Source organism: Vibrio sp. V15_P4S5T153 (assembly GCF_963874485.1).
GTDB lineage: Bacteria > Pseudomonadota > Gammaproteobacteria > Enterobacterales > Vibrionaceae > Vibrio > Vibrio anguillarum.
Genome location: NZ_CAWNHR010000018.1, coordinates 128,695 through 149,962, shown reverse-complemented (window position 1 = coordinate 149,962; position 21,268 = coordinate 128,695). Strand labels below are relative to the sequence as shown.

Genomic DNA, 21,268 nt, shown 5'->3' with positions numbered 1-21,268 from the left:
GAGGGAAGCCGCGGCTTCCCTTTTTGATGCATTAATGGGCTATTTTACTGCCCACGCGACCGTTTCGCCGGCGCGGATCGGCACCACAATATCTGAGCCAAATGGCATACTTTCAGCAACTGGCCACTCTTCTTTGACCAAAGTAACGGTGTCGTTATTACGGGGTAGGCCGTAAAAATCAGGGCCATTGTGACTGGCAAACGCTTCAAGGTTGCCAATTTTACCAACTTGCTCAAACACCTCTGCGTATAACTCTAAGGCTGCGTGCGCTGTGTACGATCCAGCGCAGCCGCAAGCGGCTTCTTTTTTGCCTTTGGCATGAGGCGCAGAATCAGTACCCAAGAAAAATTTCTTATTGCCCGATGTCGCTGCCTGAATCAGCGCAAGCTGGTGGGTGTTGCGCTTAAGGATTGGCAAACAGTAAAAATGAGGACGAATGCCACCAGCAAGCATGTGATTGCGGTTATAAAGTAGATGATGCGCCGTGATCGTTGCCGCTACATTCTGGTTCGCATTTTTTACAAACTCGGCAGCATCGGCGGTGGTGATGTGTTCTAACACTATTTTCAGATTTGGGAAATCATTAACAATAGGAGCAAGCACTGTATCGAGGAAGGCTTTTTCTCGGTCAAAAATATCCACATCGTGAGCAGTTACTTCGCCATGAATCAGCAGCAGCATGCCAACCTCTTGCATCGCTTCTAATACTGGGTAAATATTTTGAGCGCAGGTTACGCCAGAATCTGAATTGGTGGTCGCCCCAGCCGGATAAAGTTTGGCTGCCACGACAGCGCCAGAAGCTTTGGCTTTGCGGATCTCATCAGGTGTCGTGTTATCGGTGAGATAAAGCGCCATGAGTGGCTTGAAAGAATCACGTGGTTTTTGCGCCATGATGCGCTGTTGGTACGCTAATGCTAATTCTGTGGTGGTGATCGGCGGGACCGTATTGGGCATGATCAGTGCGCGGCCGTTGTAGCGACTGATGTCTCGTACTGTATCGGCCAGCACATCACCATCACGTAAGTGAACATGCCAGTCGTCTGGACGAGTAATCGTTAATGTTTTCATTGGTTGCTCCCACCGGAAAATAAATTGATTGGAGCTTAAACGGGCTTCGCTTTTAATGTTCGCGCAATCGCTTACGTTTAAGCGACAGGATGATAGAGGAAACAGGGGTGAATTTCATCCTTTTATTTTCCATAGGGTTAGCCAGCTTTGGCGATTTCCATTATCATCGCGTTATAAAAATACCTTCAAAAAAGCATAAGGATAGGCCATGTCGTCAGCTCAACTCTCACAAATTAACGTCTACCCAGTCAAATCGATAGGTGGCCTCTCGCAGTCCACCGCTTGGGTTGAAAAACAGGGGCTGGCTTTTGATCGGCGCTTTATGATCGCGTTAGCTGATGGTTCAATGGTCACTGCACGTAAGTATCCAAATATGGTTAAGGTCAATTCAATACTGGTTGCGGATGGTTTGATCTTCACGGCGGTGAACCAATCTCCATTAAAACTGCGTTATGCAGATTTCAAAATGCAACCTTCCTCAGCGCAAGTGTGGGATGACAACTTTACCGCTTACACCACAACCGATGAAGCGGATGATTGGTTTAGCCAAGTGTTAGGCCAGCGTGTTGAGTTGCTGTTTACCGGAGAGCAATCAAACCGAATGCGTGAAAAAGTGGGTCACAATGTCAGTTTTGCTGATGGCTATCCAGTGCTGGTCATCAGCCAAGCTTCACTTGATGAACTTAATCGCCGCAGCCCTGAAGTGCACAGCATGGATCAATTTCGTACCAATCTAGTGGTACGAACCGATGAGCCTTTCGCTGAAGACAGCTGGAAACGGATCCGAATTGGTGAGGTAGAATTTGAAGCGGTAAAACCTTGCGAACGCTGTATTCTCACTACTGTTGATGTGAATAAAGGGGCTTTTCGTCCAACCAAAGAGCCGCTAAGAACCTTGTCACAATTTCGCGCTAACGAAAGAGGTGGGGTGTTTTTTGGGCAAAATTTAGTCGCAAAAAATGAGGGGATGATTCGAGTTGGCGACAGCGTTGAGGTGCTTGAGTACAAAGAGAAAGAGTTTTATCGAGATTTGGGCATGAGTCACCATGTGATGACCTGTGTTGAGCGTGAAGCGATTGCGCGTGATTTTGTCACGTTCTGGCTAGAGCCGAAAAAGGGTGAAATGCCAAATTATCAACCTGGGCAGCACCTACCAATCGAAGTTGTGATCGATGGCGAGAACGTGGCGCGCCGCTATACTTTGTCATCTAGCCCATCGCGCCCGGGTCGGTTAGCGATTTCAGTCAAACGTATTGATGGAGGTAGAGTTTCTAACTGGTTGCTTGATCACTTGCAGGTAGGAAGTACATTGACCACGCAATCACCGGATGGCTCGTTTCATCTGTCGACTCAGCACCAACAACCGTTGTTACTGTTGTCGGCTGGAAGTGGCGTGACGCCTATGTTATCGATGTTGCGCTATCTTGCCGATAATCAACAAATTCAAGATGTGGTCTTTTATCATCAATGCCGCAGCGTTGAGGATATTCCTTGCCGTGTTGAACTTGAAGCGCTTAAGCAGCGGAATCCGGGGTTGAAAGTCTTCATTTCTCTGACTCAAGCTCCCATCGATTGGTTGGGGCTGAAAGGTCGGCTCTCTTTATCCCATCTTAAGCAAATCCAACATGTGACTGCTCGCCAAGTGTTTGTGTGTGGGCCTGATGGTTTTATGCAGAAAGCAAAAAGCTTATTGTTGAAAAAAGGGCTTGCGGAAGAATCTTACCACCAAGAAGCGTTTGGTGTGGCGCACACTGTCGCAGCTGAGCTGAAAACGTTACAACTTAGCGTCAATGGCCATGTATTTGAGGGTAATAACCAAACGACCTTATTAGATCAAGCCGAAGCCGCTGGCATTGCGATTGCCAACAGTTGCCGAGCAGGGTTTTGTGGCGCGTGCAAGGTGACTGTGCAGTCGGGCAAAGTGCATCAACCTGACGTGCCAGCACTGCCTGAGCATGAACGTCATCTTGGTTTCGCTTTAGCGTGTTGTTGTATTCCTGAAACCGATATTGAGGTTGTAAACTAGTTTTCGCCTCACGCTGTTGCACTACAGTGACTTTGTCCAATAAAAATGCCTCTTGGGTCAGTGTTGACCGCAAGAGGCGTGACGTTGCTAGTGATTTTTATTCGAAATCGTTTCAGTCTCTTCAAAGTGACTCTCTTAAACCTAGTTGGCAAAATGCAGAAATACCAATTATTCGTTTTTATATAGTTAAATTAGTTTAAATTTGTGATGAAAATTCCATATTTTTTTTGTTTGTTTTCCATCCAATCTTGCCTGTGTTTGATGTTTTTTTAGAATAACTGTCGAATAAATGAGCGCTTGAACGTTTGCGTAAAAATATGTGATGAAACTCTCATTTTGTTCGCTATACTTTCCGCCCGGTTATGAGCCGGTGCTCAACCCATACAAGCCGTCACACGGAAATGTGAATGACCCCAAGGACTGGACCAGCTAAGTTCCTCTGCTTGTATAAGGTGATCTTGGATGAACAATATGTTCGCATACCCCTCTTTTTGTCACGCTTTTGTTGTACAAAAGGACAATGATTCCTCCTTTGCCAAGTTTTTTGGTTCTACCCTTATTTCCAAATTTCAAACTAGGTAAATACAATGAATATTCTTTTTGGCCTCGTCGGCATTTTAGCGCTGATCGCTTGCGCCTACCTGCTCTCTGAAAATCGATCTTTCATCAATTGGAAAACCGTATCACGTGCTTTATTGCTGCAAGTTGGTTTTGCCGCGCTGGTGCTCTACTTCCCATGGGGACAAAGCGCACTAGCCAGCATCAGCGGCGGTGTGTCCAGTTTGCTGGGTTTCGCCGATGCAGGAATCCGCTTTCTATTCGGTGATTTAGCTGATTCCGGATTTATTTTTGCTGTTCGTGTTCTGCCTATCATCATTTTCTTCAGCGCTCTTATCTCTGCCCTTTATTACCTTGGTATCATGCAAAAAGTCATCGAGTTTATCGGTGGTGGTATTCAAAAATTTTTAGGTACGAGCAAAGCAGAATCTCTGGTTGCTACGGGTAACATTTTCCTGTCACAAGGCGAATCACCACTGCTTGTGCGTCCCTTTTTGTCGCGCATGACACGTTCAGAACTGTTTGCCGTCATGGCCGGAGGTATGGCCTCTGTCGCAGGTAGTGTGTTGGGTGGCTATGCCGGTCTAGGTGTTGAGCTTAAATACCTTATTGCAGCCAGTTTTATGGCGGCACCCGGCAGTTTGATGATGGCAAAAATCATCGTACCAGAGCGCGATGTTCCACTTGATCAAACCAATATTGAGATGGATAAAGCGCAAGAAAGTAATGTGATTGACGCACTGGCGAGCGGGGCGATGAATGGCATGAAAGTGGCGGTGGCCGTCGGTACAATGCTGGTTGCATTTGTGAGCGTGATTGCGATGGTTAACACTGGGCTTGAAAGTTTCGGTGAGTTATTGGGTTTGAACGGCATTACCTTGCAACTGCTGTTCGGTTATCTATTTTCACCACTGGCTTGGTTGATTGGTGTACCAAGCCATGAAGTCTTGATGGCGGGATCTTACATTGGGCAAAAAGTGGTGATGAACGAATTTGTGGCTTTCATTGATTTTGTTGACCACAAAGCGCTGTTGTCGGAACACACCCAAGTTATTATTACTTTTGCTCTGTGCGGCTTTGCCAATATTGGTTCTATCGCGATCCAATTAGGCTCTATCGGGGTTATCGCTCCTGAACGCCGTGCAGAAGTCGCGAATTTAGGTATTAAAGCGGTGATTGCAGGTACGCTAGCTAACTTAATGAGTGCATGTCTAGCGGGCATTTTCATTCTGCTTTAAACGCACTGTTTGCTTCTCTCAATGCTCACTGCGGTGGGCATTTTTGATCCCTTTTTTGAATGATTGACACCTCAGTAATTGCTGAAAAGCTGATTTATAGCAAATTCCGTTTCTGATGAGCGCGTAGTATAGCTTGCAATTAACTGCGTATCCCAACATAGGCGATACGTTGACATGCTAACTTATTGAGTGCTTGCTATGGAAAATCTTGTTGAACGCTTTTTGCGTTATGTCTCTTTTGATACTCAATCTCACCCTGCCAGCCGCCGTTGCCCGAGTTCAGTAGGGCAAATGACGTTTGCCCATACACTGCATGAAGAATTAATCGCATTAGGCTTAACCGATGCTACGGTTGATGAACACGGCTATGTTATGGCGAAGTTGCAATCGAATGTTGATTACTCTGTTCCTGCGATTGGTTTTATTGCACATATGGATACCGCGCCAGACGCGTCAGGCAAACACGTTAAGCCGCAAATTGTGGAGAATTATCAAGGTGGAGACATTGCTTTAGGTAAAGGGGATGAGGTGCTGTCACCTATTCAATACCCGGATTTGCATCAACTGCATGGGTACAATCTGATCACGACTGACGGCACCACACTGCTTGGTGCCGATAATAAGGCAGGCATCGCTGAAATTATGACGGCCATTGAGAGGTTAATTGCCGACCCGAGCATCACACATGGTGATATTTGTATCGGTTTCACTCCCGATGAAGAGATCGGCCGGGGCGCGGACTTATTTGATGTGGAGAAGTTTGGCGCACAGTGGGCTTATACCATTGATGGTGGCCCGGTGGGTGAGTTGGAGTATGAGAATTTCAATGCAGCGAGCGCTGATGTTATTTGCTATGGCGTGAATGTTCATCCGGGGACCGCGAAAGATAAAATGGTGAATGCCATCAACATCGCCGCACAATTTCAGCTTATGATGCCAGCCGACCAAACCCCAGAGACCACGCAGGGCTATCAAGGCTTTTACCATTTAAAATCCGCAGAGATGAGTGTGGCTCGCTCAACCTTGGGTTACATTATTAGAGACTTTGAACGAGAAGGCTTGGAAGCTCGTAAAGCGTTTATGCAGCAGCAAGTGGACCAGTTAAATGCCCGTCTTGAGAAAGGACGAGTTGAGTTGGTTGTGACGGACAGCTATTTCAATATGAAAGAGATGGTCGAGCCTCATCCACAAGTCATTGAACTGGCTAAACAAGCCATGATTGCTTGTGATGTTGAACCGCTGATCAAACCTATTCGAGGTGGTACGGATGGTGCGAGGCTCTCATTCATGGGCCTGCCATGCCCTAATATTTTCACTGGCGGTTATAATTTTCATGGTATTCATGAGTTCATTACCATTGAAGGGATGGAACAAGCGGTAAACGTGATTGTAAAACTGGCTGAAAAGACAGCGTTGGCGAATCAACACTGATAACAAATTTTTCCTTTCGCCAATCTCAAAGGGAGTTTCTCTTTCAAAGCTATGACAGGGCGCATAATAATTGCGCCTTATGCCGACGTTAACTATTCACTCAGTTACAATACCTTTCGAAAATTCTAACACGATCTCAATCTGCTGCTCTTTAGTGGCGTAGATGTGTTGCTGATCATTATGCATAAAAATAAAAGAAGGGGATTGATATGGAGAAAGTGGTCGCGGTGTGGGACTTTCTTATCACTCATAAATTGGTTTTTAGTATTTTAATCATGACGTTGATTATTTTGACACGGCGAGTTGTGCTTTCTCAAATTCGTGGTGATGTGGCACTGATTACCGAAAAGCAGCGTAAATGGATGTCACGCACCAAGAATGGCACCTTTGCCTTTACTTTGGTCATCCTCTTCGTATTGTGGCAATCGGAGATCAACGAATTTGCACTGTCAGTGACTGCGATAGCGGTCGCCATTGTAGTCGCATCAAAAGAGATCATCTTGTGTTTTACGGGTTCAATTCAGCGAGCGAGCTCTCGCTCATTTCGTATCGGGGATTGGATTGAAGTCGGAAAACTGAGCGGTGAAGTGATCGAACACAACTTGATGGCAACCGTGATCCAAGAAATCGATTTGAATCATGGTCAATATCACTACACTGGAAAAACCGCGACCTTGCCAAACAGTATGTTCTTCTCGTTTCCGGTAAAAAACCTTAATTTTATGAAGCGTTATGTGTTTCATAACTTTTCGATAGTAGTGCCTGAATTTGTAAATTTATATCCTTTATTGCCGATTATGCATGAAAAAATTGAGAGCCACTTTGCCCACTTTATCGACGTTGCAAGGCGCTATAACAGCATGATTGAAAAACATGCGGGTGTAGATTTGCCCAGTGCTGAGCCGCACATTCAGATCAGCAGCGCAGCCGCAGGAGAGCAGGTCGTGCATTTCATGATTTTTTGCCCAACAGAGCGGGCCAACCATTTAGAGCAACTGATCCGCCAAGACTTTATGCAAGCGTATGAAAACGCATTTCCACGCACTTTAGTTGCAACAGAAGTGCTGCCGAGTGAAATGGGTAGCTAACCGCCGAATAATGAGCGCTCACACAGTATGGTGAGCGTCTTACCTGTAATTACTGTTTGGGTGAGAAAAGATATATTAGTGATGACAGTGAGATTAACGCTCAATTGCGTGTGTTTTTTTCACCGAAATCCCTAAGCGTTTTGAAAGCCTAGTGAGATTCGCGCGATCCACTTGCAATAATCTTCCCGCTTTTGCCCAATTGAAATCGGATTGGGTCAATGCTTCACTGATCAATTTACGCTGATATTCATCCGTTGCTTCTCGCAGCCCACGTTGCCACACCTTCGCTGTGACCTCTTTGCCGCTCAACGTACTTTGCGTGTTAACCAGAGGTAGGCTGAAATCTAACTCACCTATGTCGTAGCTGTTGACTGTGATTAACGCTTGTAAGCCTTGTCTAGCTCGTGCTTTCAGCGCTGCGCGGTTGATCACGTGTTCTAATTCGCGAACATTACCGGGCCATGAGTAGTTGAGTAACCCAGCCAGTGCGTTGGGATCGATTTTGAGCTGTGTGATACCGAGCTTGCGACGCGCTTGCTCTAAAAAATAACCTGCCAACAAGGTAACGTCACCATTTCGCTCTCTTAGCGGAGGGATATAAACAGGGTATACGCTGAGTCGATGGTAAAGATCGGCTCGGAATCTTCCCGCTTCCACCTCTTGCTTTAAATCTCGATTTGTCGCTGCCAATATCCGTACATCAATAGTTTGGACATGATCTTGTCCTACGGGCTGAATTTCATTGTTCTGCAATGCACGTAAAATCTTGCTTTGGGCAGCCAATGGCAGTTCACCGATTTCATCGAGAAATAAGGTTCCACCGTCGGCTAATGCAAACTTGCCTAAGCGATGCCGTTCTGCTCCAGTAAAGGCTCCTTTGACATGGCCAAATAGTTCACTTTCGACCAAGTTTTCTGGAATTGCGGCGCAGTTGACATAAATAAGGGGTTGGCGTTTACGCGCTGATAGTTGGTGCAGTGTTCGTGCGACCAGCTCTTTACCGACACCCGTTTCACCATGGATTAAAATGTTGAAATTAGAAGGGGCGACCACTTCCAAATCGGCTTTCATGGCCAGCATCGACGTACTTGAACCGATGATCTCTCCACCTTCTCTGTCCCATGCTTCTTCATTCAGCTCTTCTAAGCGTTGCTGTGATTGTTTGGCTTGTGCTTCAAGTTGAGAAAAGGTCAGTGCCATTTTCAAGGTAGAGGCCGCGATTGCCGACAACGCTTCTAGGCTGCGTTTGGGAATATGCTCAAACATGTTGGGATTAAGGCTATCAAGCGTCAAGATACCGAGTAGTTTGTCACCAAACAAAAGGGGCAGGCCCATACAAGAGTGCATGGGAAGGTCGCCATCATGATCCATTAATAAACCATCGAAAGGATCGGGTAGTGATGAATTCGCATCGAAAATAACCGGCCCATCAGCGTGGCAAATCTCACGAAAGCGGGGATGTTCATCAATTAAAAAGCGTCGGCCTAAGGTATCGCGAGTCAAGCCTTGCATCGCAAGGGGGATTAACAAATCACCTTGGCGTGAAAGCAGCATCACACAGTCGCATTGAATGGTTTTACGAATCGCATCAAGCAGGCGATTGAATCTATCTTGATCGTTCAAACCACTTGCGAGTCCTATGGTCATTTCAATCAAGGTAGAGATGGAAAAATCTTGCATGGTAAGCACTCAGGTGATGTTTTTGGATATTGTAGTGTCATAATGACATTTTTTGAAGTGTTATTTTGACCTGATCATTTAATGATTTTTTATTTTTTATTTAAAAATCAATAGATTAATGTTGGTATGCTTTGTGCTATACAAGCTTCAGTATCAGAGCGAATCTAATTCGCCATTTATAAAATCTGAGGAGAAAGCTCAATATGCTTAATAATCAACACATCGCCATTGTCAAAAGTACCATTCCTTTACTTGAATCTGCCGGGCCAGCGCTTACAGCTCATTTCTATCAGAGAATGTTTACTCACAATCCTGAGCTAAAAGATATTTTTAATATGACCCATCAACATACTGGTCGTCAGGGCGTTGCACTGTTTGAGGCGATTGCCGCGTATGCGAAAAATATTGAAAATCTCGCCGCATTAACCAGTGCAGTGGAACGTATTGCCCAAAAGCACACCAGCTTTAACATTCAGCCAGAGCACTATCAAATCGTCGGTCATCACCTTATTGAAACGTTGCGAGAGCTTGCTGCCGATGCCTTTACTCCTGACGTTGAAGCAGCATGGACGGCGGCTTATCTCTTTTTAGCGCAAGTCTTTATTGATAGAGAAGGGGAGTTGTACTTACAGCGTAAACAGGCGATCGGCGGTTGGGAAAACGCGCGTGAGTTTGTAGTGCAAGATAAAGTGAAAGAGTCTGAATTCGTCACTAGCTTTATCTTTGAGCCTGCTGATGGCAAAGCAGTATTAGATTATCAGGTAGGTCAGTATATTGGGATTGAGCTCAAGCCGGAAGGCGCGTCATACAGTGAAATTCGTCAATATTCCTTGTCACAAAAACCTAATGGAAAAAACTACCGCATTTCTGTGAAGCGTGAAGGCGTGGATACTGAACATCCTGGGACAGTCTCTAACTATTTACATGATTATGTTGAAAAAGGCAGTCGAGTGAAACTTTATGCGCCAGCGGGTGATTTTTTCTATGTTGAGAAGCTCGCTCCCGTTGTACTTATCTCTGCAGGTGTCGGGGCAACACCGATGCAAGCCATACTTCAACAGCTTGCGTCAGTAGGAAAAAAAGAGGTGACGTATCTGCATGCTTGCAACAATTTATCACAACACTCCTTTATTGATGAAACCGCGACATTAATGGCGGTGCATCCATCATGGCAGCAAGTGGTCTGGTATCTGGAAAGTGAGCTAGCACCAGCCAAGCAAGGTTCTATGATCTTGCATGAAGTTTGCGAGCAACTGCCGCTAACACAGGGGGATTTTTATATCTGTGGCCCCGTTGGTTTTATGCAGTTCATTGTTGAACAGCTTGAATTGCTTGGCGTAGCAAGAGAGCGTATCCATTACGAAGTCTTTGGTCCACACGCCTATTTATAAAGTATAAAGCGCTATCTAAATCTAGGCTCTTTTAAGGGCCTATACCCTTCCCATTTAAAGCTGCAGCGGTGTTGGTTACGTTCGCTTACCCCAATCACATAGTTTATCTATGCTCATGGGGATGAGTTCACTTGCCGTCTACCTGCAACTTCAAGTTGTTTGGGTATAAATACTGAAAAGTGGGCTGGGAATTAATGCTCACTTTTTATTTGTAGTGCTTGCCAAGTAATTTCATCGGAATGGCTATCGCTATCAATAAAAATAGAAGACCCACTAATCATCACTGAAATATCCATACCTCGGTTCAAGGAAGTAGAGAGTTTTTCAATCGCTGCAGCATCAAATCGAAATAGATCGACATTGAGGTGAGAGAACTTTCCCTTGTTTTGCTCCCACCAAACCTGTGATTTCGTGTTAAAGCTGTAGACTTTCACCTGCTTTGCAAGCCGTGTGGCTTTTTTAATGCGATCAGCATCGGGTTCGCCAACTTCAATCCAGAGCTGAATTTGGTCATCTAATGATTTTAGCCAGAGATCAGGTTCTTCAATGGAAGAAAGTCCTCTAGTGAATGTTAGCTCGGGTGAAGCATTAAGACAAAACGCCAAAATGCGCGCCATCATTCGTTCGTTGCTTTCTGAAGGATGCTGAGCAATGGTGAGATTTAAAGAGTCATAATGATCGCGATTAGTATCCGTCAGCGCAATACGGAACTTATAGATTGTCGGTTTAAGAGCCATTGGAAGAATGCCAAGAGGTAAAAACGAAAATAGCCAGCAAATTGCTGGCTATTAGAATACTTAGTAAAAATTATACTAGGCGGATGTTTTCAGCTTGAGGGCCTTTTTGACCTTGAGCTACTTCAAACTCTACCTTTTGACCTTCAGCAAGAGTGCGGAAACCGTCACCTTTAATTTGGCTGAAGTGTGCGAATACGTCTGGACCGTTTTCTTGTTGAATGAAACCGAAACCTTTAGTTTCGTTGAACCATTTTACTGTACCAGTAACTGTGTTAGCCATTTTTATACCCAAAATCAAAAAAAATTTTACAGCCGAATACGGCGCGGATAGCGTGGAAAAGTAGATTGCTATTGCGTACGACACGACGGGGGAGTTACAAGTAATCCAACGAGACGTATGTGTATACAAAGAACTGCTTTCTAGCTAGTGCAAAGTCTAGTTCAAACTTTTATCTTGTCAATCATAACTCGATAAAACTCGAAAAACTTTCTTAAAATTGTTAGGTTTTATGCTCTATGTTGCATTTTCTTATGATGAGGCTTGAAATTAACATTACTATTCTATTACCCATTGACATAGTTGAAGTTTTAGCCAGAGTTAGTGGTCAGATGAGTTCGATGGTTGAAGCCGTTTATTACTGGCCAACGTTCATTGAGTGAGGAGAAGGGTTAGGTTTACTTTCCTATTTAATGGCTCTCTTTTTGGGCTGAATGACTCTCCTCAAAACTGAGGAAATTTTTCCCTATCAAATAGCATCTTCAAGTTGTTTTGGCGACAACTCGGAACGTTGCGCTGTACACATCACAAATTTGCACTTTCAATGAAATATTTACTCGGTTAAATAATTGTTACAATTAGTTCCATTTTGAAGTGTTTTTTTGGGTAATGCCATGTCCCATCTGATTTTCGGGTTTTCTGTTGTTAACCACTGATTAACAATTGTTTTATTCTAAGCCAACAAGGAAAAATTGCTTGTTTTTTGAACTTGAAATTCTTATTTAATGGAGGAAAATGTATGTAAACTGAGTTTTCGAAAATGAATGGATACTTTCTCATAAAAAGAGAGGTTTACAACATGAAACTAATACTGATTTTAATGGCGTCTGTCTCGGCGGGTGTGGCCTCTGCTGATCACTTTCATTCATTTTTGCTTGGGCTTTACATCTCGTCACTCGCAGTAGGCAGTTGTTACTGGTTTGCGTTTCGAAGTACTAAAGTGCCGGAGTTTGCCCTTTTTCTTCTCATCTGTGGGCTTCTTGCTAAATTGACAGTGACCATTATCGGTGTTGCGTGGGGGATATCGGCGCAATTGATCACATCGCCTTTTATCTTTGCTTTGTCGTATCTCTTCTTCTCTATTGTCGTGACATACATCTGGTTCAGTTATCGAGATAAATTAACATCTGCAATCTCTAAAACAACGGCGCATCACGCGTAGCGCACTTAATACATAGCGTCTTTATGCGTAACTTACGCGTAAGATGGTTAATGTGATAGTGAACTAAATTATTTCTGTTAATGCAAAAGGGCTTCCTCACTGGGCCCTTTTGGTGCTTTTGCACTTTAGACTTTTGTCCAAGAGTGGCACTCATCTTTTCGATATACACTGTTGGCAATGATTATTTATCTCCTGAACAAGGAAGTACTATGGGCATCGGATTATTTTGGGCAGAGAAAGTTATCTTAATACTGGGCATCATTTTTATTCTGACGAGTATTGTGCGGTATGGTAAACGTAGCCATGACTGGAAAGGTGTCATCACGATGTTTTATCGTCGCATTCCCATGTCAATTGAGGAATATAAGTGGTACCGCTTGGGAGTGGCATTCATTGTTACCGCTATTGTGTTGCGGATTGCTGTACTGACCTTCTGGCCCTCACTATGAGGTTGAAATGAGCGAACATTGCTGTTTGCTAACCGATGTTTCGCTTGAGTGTGTAGCCTTTTATAATCCCTAAAACTTTTTAATTAATTTTTTGCGCAACTCGCATCTACGCGAGGTTTAGGTATACACTCTATTTATCGAATTAATAAATAGAAGGTGATTACATGTCTTTCCCCGTACTCATCTGTGATGACTCTGCACTGGCTCGGAAGCAGATGGCTCGTTCACTTCCCGCCTCTCTAAACGCCGATATTACTTTCGCAGTCCATGGTTTAGATGGCATCAAAAATCTTGAAGAGCATGATTTTAAATTAATGTTCCTCGATTTAACTATGCCTGAACTGGACGGCTACGGGACGCTAGAAGAGATGCAACGCAGAGGGATGACAACGCCTGTTGTTGTTGTTTCTGGTGATATACAGCCGAAAGCGAAAGAGCGAGTATTGGCGTTAGGGGCGCGTGCTTTTATTCAAAAGCCGATTGATAAGGACGTGTTAAATAGCGTACTACGAGAGTTAGTCGAACCGCCAACACAGCCTCGTATCGTTACGCCTATCTCTGTTGAACTACCTATCTTAAAACGTCGTGACATCTATATGGAAGTTGCGAACGTTTCGATTGGTCGAGCAGCTGATGCTCTGGCGCGGCACTTTGATGTATTTGTTCATTTACCGCTACCAAACGTCAATATTTTTGAAGTGAGTGAGCTACATATGGCACTTCGTGACTTGGCGGAAAATGATCAAGTTTCTGGTGTATGCCAAGGCTTTAGCGGTGAAGGCATTGCAGGTGAAGCACTGGTGCTCTTGAGTGATTCCAGTGTTTCTGACCTGAAAAAATTAATGAAAGTGCCAGCAGACAGTGAAGAGCTTGAAGAATTAGAACTGTTAATGGATGTATCAAACATATTAGTTGGTTCTTTTCTGAATGGATTAGGCGAGCAATCGGAGGTGCGTTTTTTTCAAAGCTCTCCAGTATTGCTTGGGCAACACATCTCCATTGACTCTGTGATCAATTCCACCGCTGGATCATTTAAAAAAACGATGACGTTTGAAGTGAGCTACAACATTGATCAAACGACGATCCGCTGTGACTTGCTCTTTATGTTTGTCGATGAGTCTCTTCCGTTGCTAGACAGTAAATTAGCGTACTTGATGGAGGATTTTTAACGATGAATCTCCCTGCAGAATTTGAACAGTTCCACTGGATGGTGGATATGGTGCAGAATGTCGATATGGGGCTGATCGTGATTAATCGTGATTACGAAGTGCAAGTGTGGAATGGATTCATGACACACCACAGCGGTATTCAAGGGCACGATGCGATTGGTAAAACCATTTTTGAACTGTTTCCTGAAATCCCCCAAGAGTGGTTTAAGCTCAAAACTAAACCTGTGTATGACTTAGGTTGTCGTAGTTTTATTACTTGGCAGCAGCGCCCATATCTCTTCAAATGTCGTAATGTTCGCCCTGTCACTCAGCAAGCCGAATATATGTACCAAAGCATTACTTTAAACCCGATGCGAACCACGACGGGTAAAATTAACTCATTGTTTTTATCAATACAGGATGCCACATCTGAAGCGTTAGCCTCTTTACAAATACGTTGATAGAATCAGGGTGTTGATGATTTCGAAGCCTCCTTTTGGTGTTTCATCAAGGAGGCTTCATATTATCGATGGGTTTAATTAATCAAGCGTTACAAGCTCATTTCCGCAACGTTGATTGTTTGCAAAGGCACGAATGTTATCCAAAGTTGTCTGAGCGATATTGTGTAGTGCATCTTCAGTCAAAAAGGCTTGATGTCCCGTAAATAGTACATTGTGGCAAGCCGATAGGCGTCTGAATACATCATCGACAATCACATCATTCGACTTATCTTGGAAGAAAAGATCCTTTTCATTGTCGTAAACATCTAAACCAAGAGCGCCGATACGACCTTGTTTCAGTGCTTCAATTGCTGCAACTGAATCGAGTAATTCACCTCGGCTGGTGTTTACAATCATCACGCCATCTTTCATTTGGGAAAATGCGTGACTGTTGAGTAAATGGTAGTTCTCTGGCGACATTGGGCAGTGAAGCGTAATCACATCACTTTGTTGGTAGATTTCCTCAAGGCTGCAGTAAGTTGCACCGAGTTCAATCGCCAGAGGGTTCTGATAAGGGTCGAAGCACAGTACATTCATTCCCAACCCTTTCAAAATGCGCATTGTGGCAATACCAATTTTTCCTGTGCCAACAACTCCCGCGGTTTTACCGAAGAAGTTAAACCCGACCAACCCCTCTAATGAGAAGTTAGCGTCTCGGGTACGTTGGTACGCCTTGTGAAAGCGGCGATTCAAACACATCATCATTCCTACCGTGTGCTCTGCCACCGATTCTGGTGAATATGCGGGCACTCGCACCACTTGAATACCCAGCTCTTTTGCGGCATCGAGATCGACTTTATCAAATCCGGCACAGCGCATTGCGATAAGCCTCGTCCCATTTTCATACAATTGGCTCAATACTGGGCGACTTAAGTCGTCATTCACAAAGGCACACACCACAGTGCATCCTTGGGCCATTTTAGCTGTGGTTGGGGTGAGTCGAAAATCGTGAAAGTGCAGCGAGAAGATTTTTGTATCACTGACCTCTGAGAAAGAACTCGCGTCATAAGATTTTGCGCTGAAAAATGCAATGTTGATCATGTTCTCTTCCTAATTAGACTTATAATTTTCACTATAAATACGCCTAATATCACAGAAAATAAACCACAAAATAACTATGTCTTTGGGATGGTAGGAGTTGCGGGGGGATGTCACTAAAATCGAAAACGGACGGATTAATGATAAACATTCACCACAATCTGTAAAAATCGCCGATAGAAATGTCTGAGTCACCTCTTTTGTGAGCGTGATTTCTCTCACGTTTTCGGCGCAATGCTGAACAAGGTAACGTTTGCTTATTGTATGAAAGCTTTCGCTAAAATGATGCGTTCTTTAATAACGTATTGAAAAATAAAAATTTACACGATGAGTATTTGAGAGAGATGGACTTGAGAAGTGTCGGATATGAAAGTTTCGAGATAGTACCACAAAAAAAATGCAAATATCAGACTTGCCGATAAGAAATCCGGGCCTATAATGCTGAAAACCGGAGCGTCTGCCAACGCTCCGGTTTTTTTGTGTCCAAAATGTACTGACGTCTGCCAACGAAGGTACTACGCACTCTGCAAAAGAGACACAAATGGTCAATTAATCAAGGAATTACATAATGCGTATCGAACAAGAACTTAAGTTAGGTTTTAAAGATGTCCTGTTTCGCCCTAAGCGTTCAACACTAAAAAGCCGTTCTCAAGTAAATTTAACCCGCGATTTTACATTCAAGCATAGTGGGCGTCAATGGTCCGGCGTGCCTGTTATTGCGGCGAATATGGACTCGGTAGGCAGTTTTGCTATGGCAAAATCACTTGCTGAACATGAGGTAATGACAGCGGTTCATAAACATTACTCAGTAGCTGATTGGGCTGAGTTTGTTAAAAACGCCGATGCATCAACACTTAAGCATGTGATGGTTTCAACTGGCACATCTGATGCTGATTTTCAAAAAACCAAAGATATCATGGCGCTTAGTGACGATCTGATTTTCATTTGTGTTGATATTGCTAACGGCTACTCTGAGCACTTGGTCGATTACGTACAACGCGTGCGTGCGCAATTTCCAGATAAAGTGATCTCAGCTGGTAATGTTGTCACCGGAGACATGTGCGAAGAGCTCATTCTAGCGGGTGCGGATATCGTAAAAGTTGGTATCGGCCCGGGTTCGGTTTGTACCACGCGCGTGAAAACAGGTGTTGGTTATCCTCAGCTTTCAGCCATTATTGAATGTGCCGATGCGGCGCACGGATTAGGCGGGTGTATCATTGGTGATGGTGGCTGCACATGCGCAGGTGACGTTTCTAAAGCCTTTGGTGGTGGCGCTGATTTTGTCATGCTTGGTGGCATGCTTGCAGGCCATGAAGAATCTGGCGGCGAAGTGTTTGAAAAAGATGGCGTGAGCTACATGAAGTTCTACGGCATGTCGTCACAGTCTGCAATGGCGAAGCACTCTGGCGGCGTTGCAAAATACCGCGCAGCGGAAGGCAAAACCGTATTGCTACCTTTCCGTGGCAGCGTTCACGACACCATCTCTGACATTCTTGGTGGTGTGCGTTCAACTTGTACTTATGTCGGTGCAGCTAAGTTAAAAGAGCTCACAAAGCGCACCACATTTATCCGTGTTCAAGAGCAAGAAAATAACGTGTTTGGCCGCGAGTAAACTGAGAAATTTGGTTGTATCGACATGTTTCAACATCAATAATTAATCTGAGCCGCTTTTGCGGCTCTTTTTTATACAAATGAGTTTGTTTCAATCAATAAGATTACCTATATATTCTATTTGATTCGGTTGGTTTTGATTTATACAACCAAACGTAATCTATACCACTTGACGATAAGGCGCGCTTAAATTGGTTGGTTACTGATGTACGGCCACCTAGTGCGATGCTGATACGATATTGAGCAATTGAGGATTAATGAATGTGGCCACTAATATACTAATACCGATTGCTGAGTGGTGGGCTAGTTACGACTAAACGCGACGATTTTATACCTAATTGCGTTAGCGATGGCATGCATATTCAGCAAAAATAGCCTCCATTTATGGAGCTTTATTATGTTGCTCTCGCATCACATGAGCCGGATGACGGCGCTGAAAAGCTTGTTGTTCAGTGAGCGAAATTGCGTCACCTTATCGATAACCAGTGCTATTCTATGCAGTGTCTTTGAGCTTATCTCTTGGATTTTTCTCTATTTAGCCGTCACTGCGATTTACCATAACGAATCGGCGACAGCTTATTTTCTAATGATGTGTTTGACGGTAATGGGTCGCTACGCCTTTTATGCATTAGCAGTATGGCAAGCACATTTAGCGGCCTATCACATTATTCAGAAAGTAAGGCAACACTTAGTGCGTGCGTTAGCCAAGATGAGAATGGATAAACTGCGCAGCTTGAGTCGGGGCGATATTGAAAAGCGCATCACCGATGAATGCCAGAGTCTTGAGCCGCTGATTGCTCACCATGGTACGGATATCATCAACGGACTTCTGATGCCCTTGTTTATGGTGGGATTGCTATTCTATATTGATTGGCGACTCGCCCTGATTGCTTTAATGCCACTGCCGTTGGCAATGACTGCACAAATTTGGATGATGCGTGGATTTGCTGAAAGACAGCAGAAATATAATCAAATCGTCGCTCATCTGCATCAAGCACAAATGGAATTTCTGCGCACCATAGGTGTAATGAAACTGTTTGCATTTGATGCGGATTCCTACCTTGAACTCAGCCGAACCTTACAATCTCATCATAAGATTGTGACGGGATACACTCAAACGATGGTTAGCGCTTGGGTGACATTCGTCACGCTGGCACAAATTTCGCTGATCTTGGTGTTGCCTGTTGCCATCATGCTCGCCAATACGGGCCAATTAACCCTCATTGATTTGGTGATGGTGGCATGCGTGAGTGTGGGATTGCTTAAACCGTGGTTAGACTTAACGCAAGTGTTTGCGCAAATTCAGCAATCGTTCATTGCCATAGACAGAATCCTTCCCTTATGCGGTGAGCCTGAGTCTCATCCTTTCCATTACCCCTCGTCTTTGATGCTTCTTGAGTGCCGTGACCTTGTTGTGGCTCGCGACCCAAAGGTTGCCGTATTGCAACAGGTGAATTTGAAAGCGTATCCCGGACAACGCATAACGATTGAGGGAGCGTCTGGGGTTGGGAAAAGCACACTACTTGCGTCGTTACTCGGTGAGTTGGAGCCTACTTCGGGTGCTTGGTACATCAATGGTCAGCCAATAACTGATATTGACGATGAGAGCCGTAGTCATTATCTCGCCTCGGTTGATCAGCGAGTGGTCTTTTTTTCTGGATCCTTACGCGATAATTTAATCTTAACGAAACGTCACGTTGAAGAGCATGAAATCTGGCAATTACTGACTTGGTTTGGGCTTAAACCGTTAGTGCAAAGCCTACCTCAGCAGCTCGATTGCCCAATTGGAGAAGCGTGCCGATTGTTCAGTGGTGGTGAAATGCAGCGTTTGGCGATTATCCGCGCCGCTGTCACTAAAGCACCGATCCTAATTTTGGATGAGGCAACGGCCCATTTGGATGCGCTTTCAGAGCAGAGCGTTTTTGAGGCGTTACGCCATTATGCACCAGCTCAGATTCAACTGATCATTAGCCACCGTGCTAGTCAGATTCAGCAGGTTGATCGCCGCTTGGTACTGTTGAACGGTCAACTAGAGGAGAAAGCTGATGAATAGTCTGAGGCGCTTAATTGAACATAGTGGTGCAAAGACACAGCACTTTTGGTTTGGTTTACTGGGCAAAGTCGCTACTGAGCTGATTGGGCTACTGGTCTGGATTATGTTATTTACCTTTCTGCTCTCTTCCGAGTCATTACCGTTCACTGTCATGTTATTGATAGCGCTGTCGTTGATCTTAGCGCAGTGGATAGTAGGCCAGAGTACCAAGCTCAGTTTTCTTGGTGCCTATCAAATCACCCATCAATTACGTCATCAGTTATTGACCGATATCCGTCTTCAACCCTTGGCGGCTTTGCGTGGTAAACGCTTAGGTGAAAAAGTAAAGTTACTCACTTCTGATCTCAAACAGTTTGAAGATATTTTCAGTCACCTGCTGACCGAGTTTGTCGCAACTTGGGTAACACCGATCGTCATGACGATTGTACTTGCACTGATTCAGCCTTGGTTAGCCGTGACTCTAGTGCTGATTTTTGGGTTAGCGTTTAGCGTATTAGTGCTCGTAGAACGGAGATTTAGCCATCAGGCAGACCACACACATCATACCAATGTGCAAAGTAGTAACTTGTTGCTCGAATACCTAGACTGTTTGCCGATGCTGCGCAGCTTTGGACAGAGTGGGCGATTGGCGGACCCACTCTGCCAGCAGATTGAAAAGCAAAAAGATCAGGGACTAGGATTAGAGTGGCTTGGTGGAAGTGGTGTATTGTTAGCAACGCTGATCTTAGAGCTTGGCCTCGTGATCAATTTAGTTTTGGCTGCGTGGTTGGTGGATCTCGATTGGTTGAATCGCTCACAATTTTTGGTTGCTGTGGTTGTCACCGTGGTCTCTATTCGTCCACTAGCGCGGATGACGGTGTATGCAGCCTTACTCCGCTATATGTTAAAAGCAGCATCACGTTTACATCAGCTTTCCCAGTTGCCGCAACAAACCTCACAGGGCGTAGAACCTAGCACTTTTGATTTATCACTCAAGGATATTCATCTTTGCTTAGACGGCCAGCCAGTACTCAATGGGGTTAACCTTGAGGTGGCGGAGGGTGAGCATATTGTGCTGGTGGGCAAAAGTGGTTCAGGTAAAAGTAGTTTACTCGATGTGTTGGCTGTGTTTCATATCCCCACACAAGGTTGCTTAACTATGGGAGGAAAAACCTTGGATGAAATAGGTACTGAGCACTGGTATCGACATATCGCCTATGTCACGCAAGAGGTTCAGCTCCTTGGCGGTAGCCTACGTGATAACTTGCTATTGGCCAAACCCGAAGCGAGTGAGCAAGTGTTGTGCGAGGCAGTAGAGGCGGCGGGTTTGAGTGAGTTAGTGGCTAAGTTGCCGCACGGACTAGATTCGCGGATTGGCGAAAATGGTAACCAAATCTCTGGCGGGGAGCGGCAGCGTTTGTCGATTGCGCGAGCGCTATTGCATGATGCGCCTATCTTACTGCTTGATGAATTTACCTCCGCACTGGATAGCCAAACTCAGGCCCAAGTGTTGCAAGCGCTTGAGATTCTTTGCCAAGGGAAAACGGTGATTTCCGTAGCGCATCGCCTGGAGACTATTCAGCAAGCTGATACTGTTTATTTGATGGAGGCAGGGCAATTGCGCAAGGTTGAGAAGGTTGAGCAGTATCAACAGGAGGTTACAACAGCCAACTCACAACTCTATAAACCACAACTCTGTAAAAAGAGCGAAATGGCTTAATGGAAAATGGTTCTTAAATCGAGCCAAGATATGTGCTCGGTTTATCCTTAACGATGTGAAGCTACCGCCATCTTGGCTGAGTTTTTTCGCCCCAATCACATGGTCTATTGCTGT

General features: G+C 44.6%; 17 protein-coding genes. 12 read left to right on the top strand and 5 right to left on the bottom strand.

What is annotated here, in order from left to right; all coding sequences use genetic code 11:
• Positions 1-39: 39 nt before the first annotated feature.
• The gene (gene pyrC, locus AACT42_RS16160) at positions 40-1,068 is read right to left on the bottom strand and encodes a dihydroorotase (RefSeq protein ID WP_094133008.1); all 1,029 of its coding nucleotides are present in this window, start codon (positions 1,066-1,068) and stop codon (positions 40-42) included.
• Positions 1,069-1,276: 208 nt separating this feature from the next.
• Here pyrC and AACT42_RS16155 point away from each other — a divergent pair, with 208 nt between their 5' ends.
• The 4 genes from AACT42_RS16155 (at position 1,277) to AACT42_RS16140 (ending at position 7,409) form a co-directional block, all read left to right on the top strand.
• On the top strand, positions 1,277-3,094 hold the full coding sequence (locus AACT42_RS16155) for a hybrid-cluster NAD(P)-dependent oxidoreductase (protein ID WP_094133006.1): 1,818 nt from the start codon (positions 1,277-1,279) through the stop codon (positions 3,092-3,094).
• A 587-nt stretch (positions 3,095-3,681) separates the two neighbouring features.
• Entirely contained in the window at positions 3,682-4,890 is a 1,209-nt protein-coding gene (locus AACT42_RS16150) for a NupC/NupG family nucleoside CNT transporter (protein WP_013868046.1), read from the top strand.
• Positions 4,891-5,088: 198 nt separating this feature from the next.
• Positions 5,089-6,321, top strand: a complete 1,233-nt coding sequence (gene pepT / locus AACT42_RS16145; RefSeq protein WP_094133004.1) for a peptidase T — start codon at positions 5,089-5,091, stop codon at positions 6,319-6,321.
• A gap of 209 nt (positions 6,322-6,530) precedes the next feature.
• Entirely contained in the window at positions 6,531-7,409 is an 879-nt protein-coding gene (locus AACT42_RS16140) for a mechanosensitive ion channel family protein (protein ID WP_069212099.1), read from the top strand.
• A gap of 93 nt (positions 7,410-7,502) precedes the next feature.
• Here AACT42_RS16140 and norR read toward each other — a convergent pair whose 3' ends face one another.
• The gene (gene norR / locus AACT42_RS16135) at positions 7,503-9,089 is read right to left on the bottom strand and encodes a nitric oxide reductase transcriptional regulator NorR (protein ID WP_176429023.1); all 1,587 of its coding nucleotides are present in this window, start codon (positions 9,087-9,089) and stop codon (positions 7,503-7,505) included.
• A gap of 203 nt (positions 9,090-9,292) precedes the next feature.
• Between norR and hmpA the strand changes: the two genes are divergently transcribed.
• Positions 9,293-10,480: an NO-inducible flavohemoprotein gene (gene hmpA / locus AACT42_RS16130; protein ID WP_094133000.1), complete on the top strand. Its 1,188-nt coding sequence runs from the start codon at positions 9,293-9,295 to the stop codon at positions 10,478-10,480.
• A gap of 191 nt (positions 10,481-10,671) precedes the next feature.
• Here the strand turns inward: hmpA and AACT42_RS16125 are convergent, their stop codons facing one another.
• The gene (locus tag AACT42_RS16125) at positions 10,672-11,217 is read right to left on the bottom strand and encodes a YaeQ family protein (protein WP_013868041.1); all 546 of its coding nucleotides are present in this window, start codon (positions 11,215-11,217) and stop codon (positions 10,672-10,674) included.
• Between the two features lie 70 nt (positions 11,218-11,287).
• Positions 11,288-11,497 carry a cold-shock protein gene (locus tag AACT42_RS16120; RefSeq protein ID WP_010318975.1) on the bottom strand — a complete coding sequence of 70 codons (210 nt, stop codon included), beginning with the start codon at positions 11,495-11,497 and terminating at the stop codon, positions 11,288-11,290.
• A 796-nt stretch (positions 11,498-12,293) separates the two neighbouring features.
• Between AACT42_RS16120 and AACT42_RS16115 the strand changes: the two genes are divergently transcribed.
• The 4 genes from AACT42_RS16115 (at position 12,294) to AACT42_RS16100 (ending at position 14,714) form a co-directional block, all read left to right on the top strand.
• The gene (locus tag AACT42_RS16115) at positions 12,294-12,656 is read left to right on the top strand and encodes a hypothetical protein (protein ID WP_026029065.1); all 363 of its coding nucleotides are present in this window, start codon (positions 12,294-12,296) and stop codon (positions 12,654-12,656) included.
• Positions 12,657-12,865: 209 nt separating this feature from the next.
• Positions 12,866-13,105, top strand: a complete 240-nt coding sequence (locus AACT42_RS16110; protein WP_017046015.1) for a hypothetical protein — start codon at positions 12,866-12,868, stop codon at positions 13,103-13,105.
• A 164-nt stretch (positions 13,106-13,269) separates the two neighbouring features.
• On the top strand, positions 13,270-14,274 hold the full coding sequence (locus AACT42_RS16105; protein WP_017046016.1) for a response regulator: 1,005 nt from the start codon (positions 13,270-13,272) through the stop codon (positions 14,272-14,274).
• A 2-nt stretch (positions 14,275-14,276) separates the two neighbouring features.
• The gene (locus AACT42_RS16100; protein WP_094132998.1) at positions 14,277-14,714 is read left to right on the top strand and encodes a PAS domain-containing protein; all 438 of its coding nucleotides are present in this window, start codon (positions 14,277-14,279) and stop codon (positions 14,712-14,714) included.
• A gap of 78 nt (positions 14,715-14,792) precedes the next feature.
• Here the strand turns inward: AACT42_RS16100 and AACT42_RS16095 are convergent, their stop codons facing one another.
• Complete coding sequence (locus AACT42_RS16095) at positions 14,793-15,794, bottom strand: 2-hydroxyacid dehydrogenase (protein ID WP_094132996.1); 1,002 nt, start codon at positions 15,792-15,794, stop codon at positions 14,793-14,795.
• A gap of 565 nt (positions 15,795-16,359) precedes the next feature.
• Between AACT42_RS16095 and AACT42_RS16090 the strand changes: the two genes are divergently transcribed.
• From AACT42_RS16090 to AACT42_RS16080, 3 genes are all read left to right on the top strand, one after another.
• Complete coding sequence (locus AACT42_RS16090; protein WP_094132994.1) at positions 16,360-17,403, top strand: GMP reductase; 1,044 nt, start codon at positions 16,360-16,362, stop codon at positions 17,401-17,403.
• Between the two features lie 396 nt (positions 17,404-17,799).
• Positions 17,800-19,455: an ABC transporter ATP-binding protein gene (locus tag AACT42_RS16085; RefSeq protein ID WP_094132992.1), complete on the top strand. Its 1,656-nt coding sequence runs from the start codon at positions 17,800-17,802 to the stop codon at positions 19,453-19,455.
• Positions 19,448-21,154 (top strand): ABC transporter ATP-binding protein, encoded by a 1,707-nt coding sequence (locus AACT42_RS16080; protein ID WP_094132990.1) that lies wholly within the window; start codon positions 19,448-19,450, stop codon positions 21,152-21,154. Before AACT42_RS16085 ends, AACT42_RS16080 begins: the two co-directional genes overlap by 8 nt.
• Positions 21,155-21,268: the final 114 nt, after the last annotated feature.

Coding starts and splice junctions, on each gene's coding strand:
- AACT42_RS16080 (WP_094132990.1), top strand. CDS start 19,448: ATGAATAGTCTGAGGCGCTTAATTGAACATAGTGGTGCAAAGACACAG.
- norR (WP_176429023.1), bottom strand. CDS start 9,089: ATGCAAGATTTTTCCATCTCTACCTTGATTGAAATGACCATAGGACTC.
- AACT42_RS16110 (WP_017046015.1), top strand. CDS start 12,866: ATGGGCATCGGATTATTTTGGGCAGAGAAAGTTATCTTAATACTGGGC.
- AACT42_RS16120 (WP_010318975.1), bottom strand. CDS start 11,497: ATGGCTAACACAGTTACTGGTACAGTAAAATGGTTCAACGAAACTAAA.
- pepT (WP_094133004.1), top strand. CDS start 5,089: ATGGAAAATCTTGTTGAACGCTTTTTGCGTTATGTCTCTTTTGATACT.
- AACT42_RS16115 (WP_026029065.1), top strand. CDS start 12,294: ATGAAACTAATACTGATTTTAATGGCGTCTGTCTCGGCGGGTGTGGCC.
- AACT42_RS16125 (WP_013868041.1), bottom strand. CDS start 11,217: ATGGCTCTTAAACCGACAATCTATAAGTTCCGTATTGCGCTGACGGAT.
- AACT42_RS16085 (WP_094132992.1), top strand. CDS start 17,800: ATGTTGCTCTCGCATCACATGAGCCGGATGACGGCGCTGAAAAGCTTG.
- AACT42_RS16140 (WP_069212099.1), top strand. CDS start 6,531: ATGGAGAAAGTGGTCGCGGTGTGGGACTTTCTTATCACTCATAAATTG.
- pyrC (WP_094133008.1), bottom strand. CDS start 1,068: ATGAAAACATTAACGATTACTCGTCCAGACGACTGGCATGTTCACTTA.
- AACT42_RS16150 (WP_013868046.1), top strand. CDS start 3,682: ATGAATATTCTTTTTGGCCTCGTCGGCATTTTAGCGCTGATCGCTTGC.
- hmpA (WP_094133000.1), top strand. CDS start 9,293: ATGCTTAATAATCAACACATCGCCATTGTCAAAAGTACCATTCCTTTA.
- AACT42_RS16090 (WP_094132994.1), top strand. CDS start 16,360: ATGCGTATCGAACAAGAACTTAAGTTAGGTTTTAAAGATGTCCTGTTT.
- AACT42_RS16155 (WP_094133006.1), top strand. CDS start 1,277: ATGTCGTCAGCTCAACTCTCACAAATTAACGTCTACCCAGTCAAATCG.
- AACT42_RS16100 (WP_094132998.1), top strand. CDS start 14,277: ATGAATCTCCCTGCAGAATTTGAACAGTTCCACTGGATGGTGGATATG.
- AACT42_RS16095 (WP_094132996.1), bottom strand. CDS start 15,794: ATGATCAACATTGCATTTTTCAGCGCAAAATCTTATGACGCGAGTTCT.
- AACT42_RS16105 (WP_017046016.1), top strand. CDS start 13,270: ATGTCTTTCCCCGTACTCATCTGTGATGACTCTGCACTGGCTCGGAAG.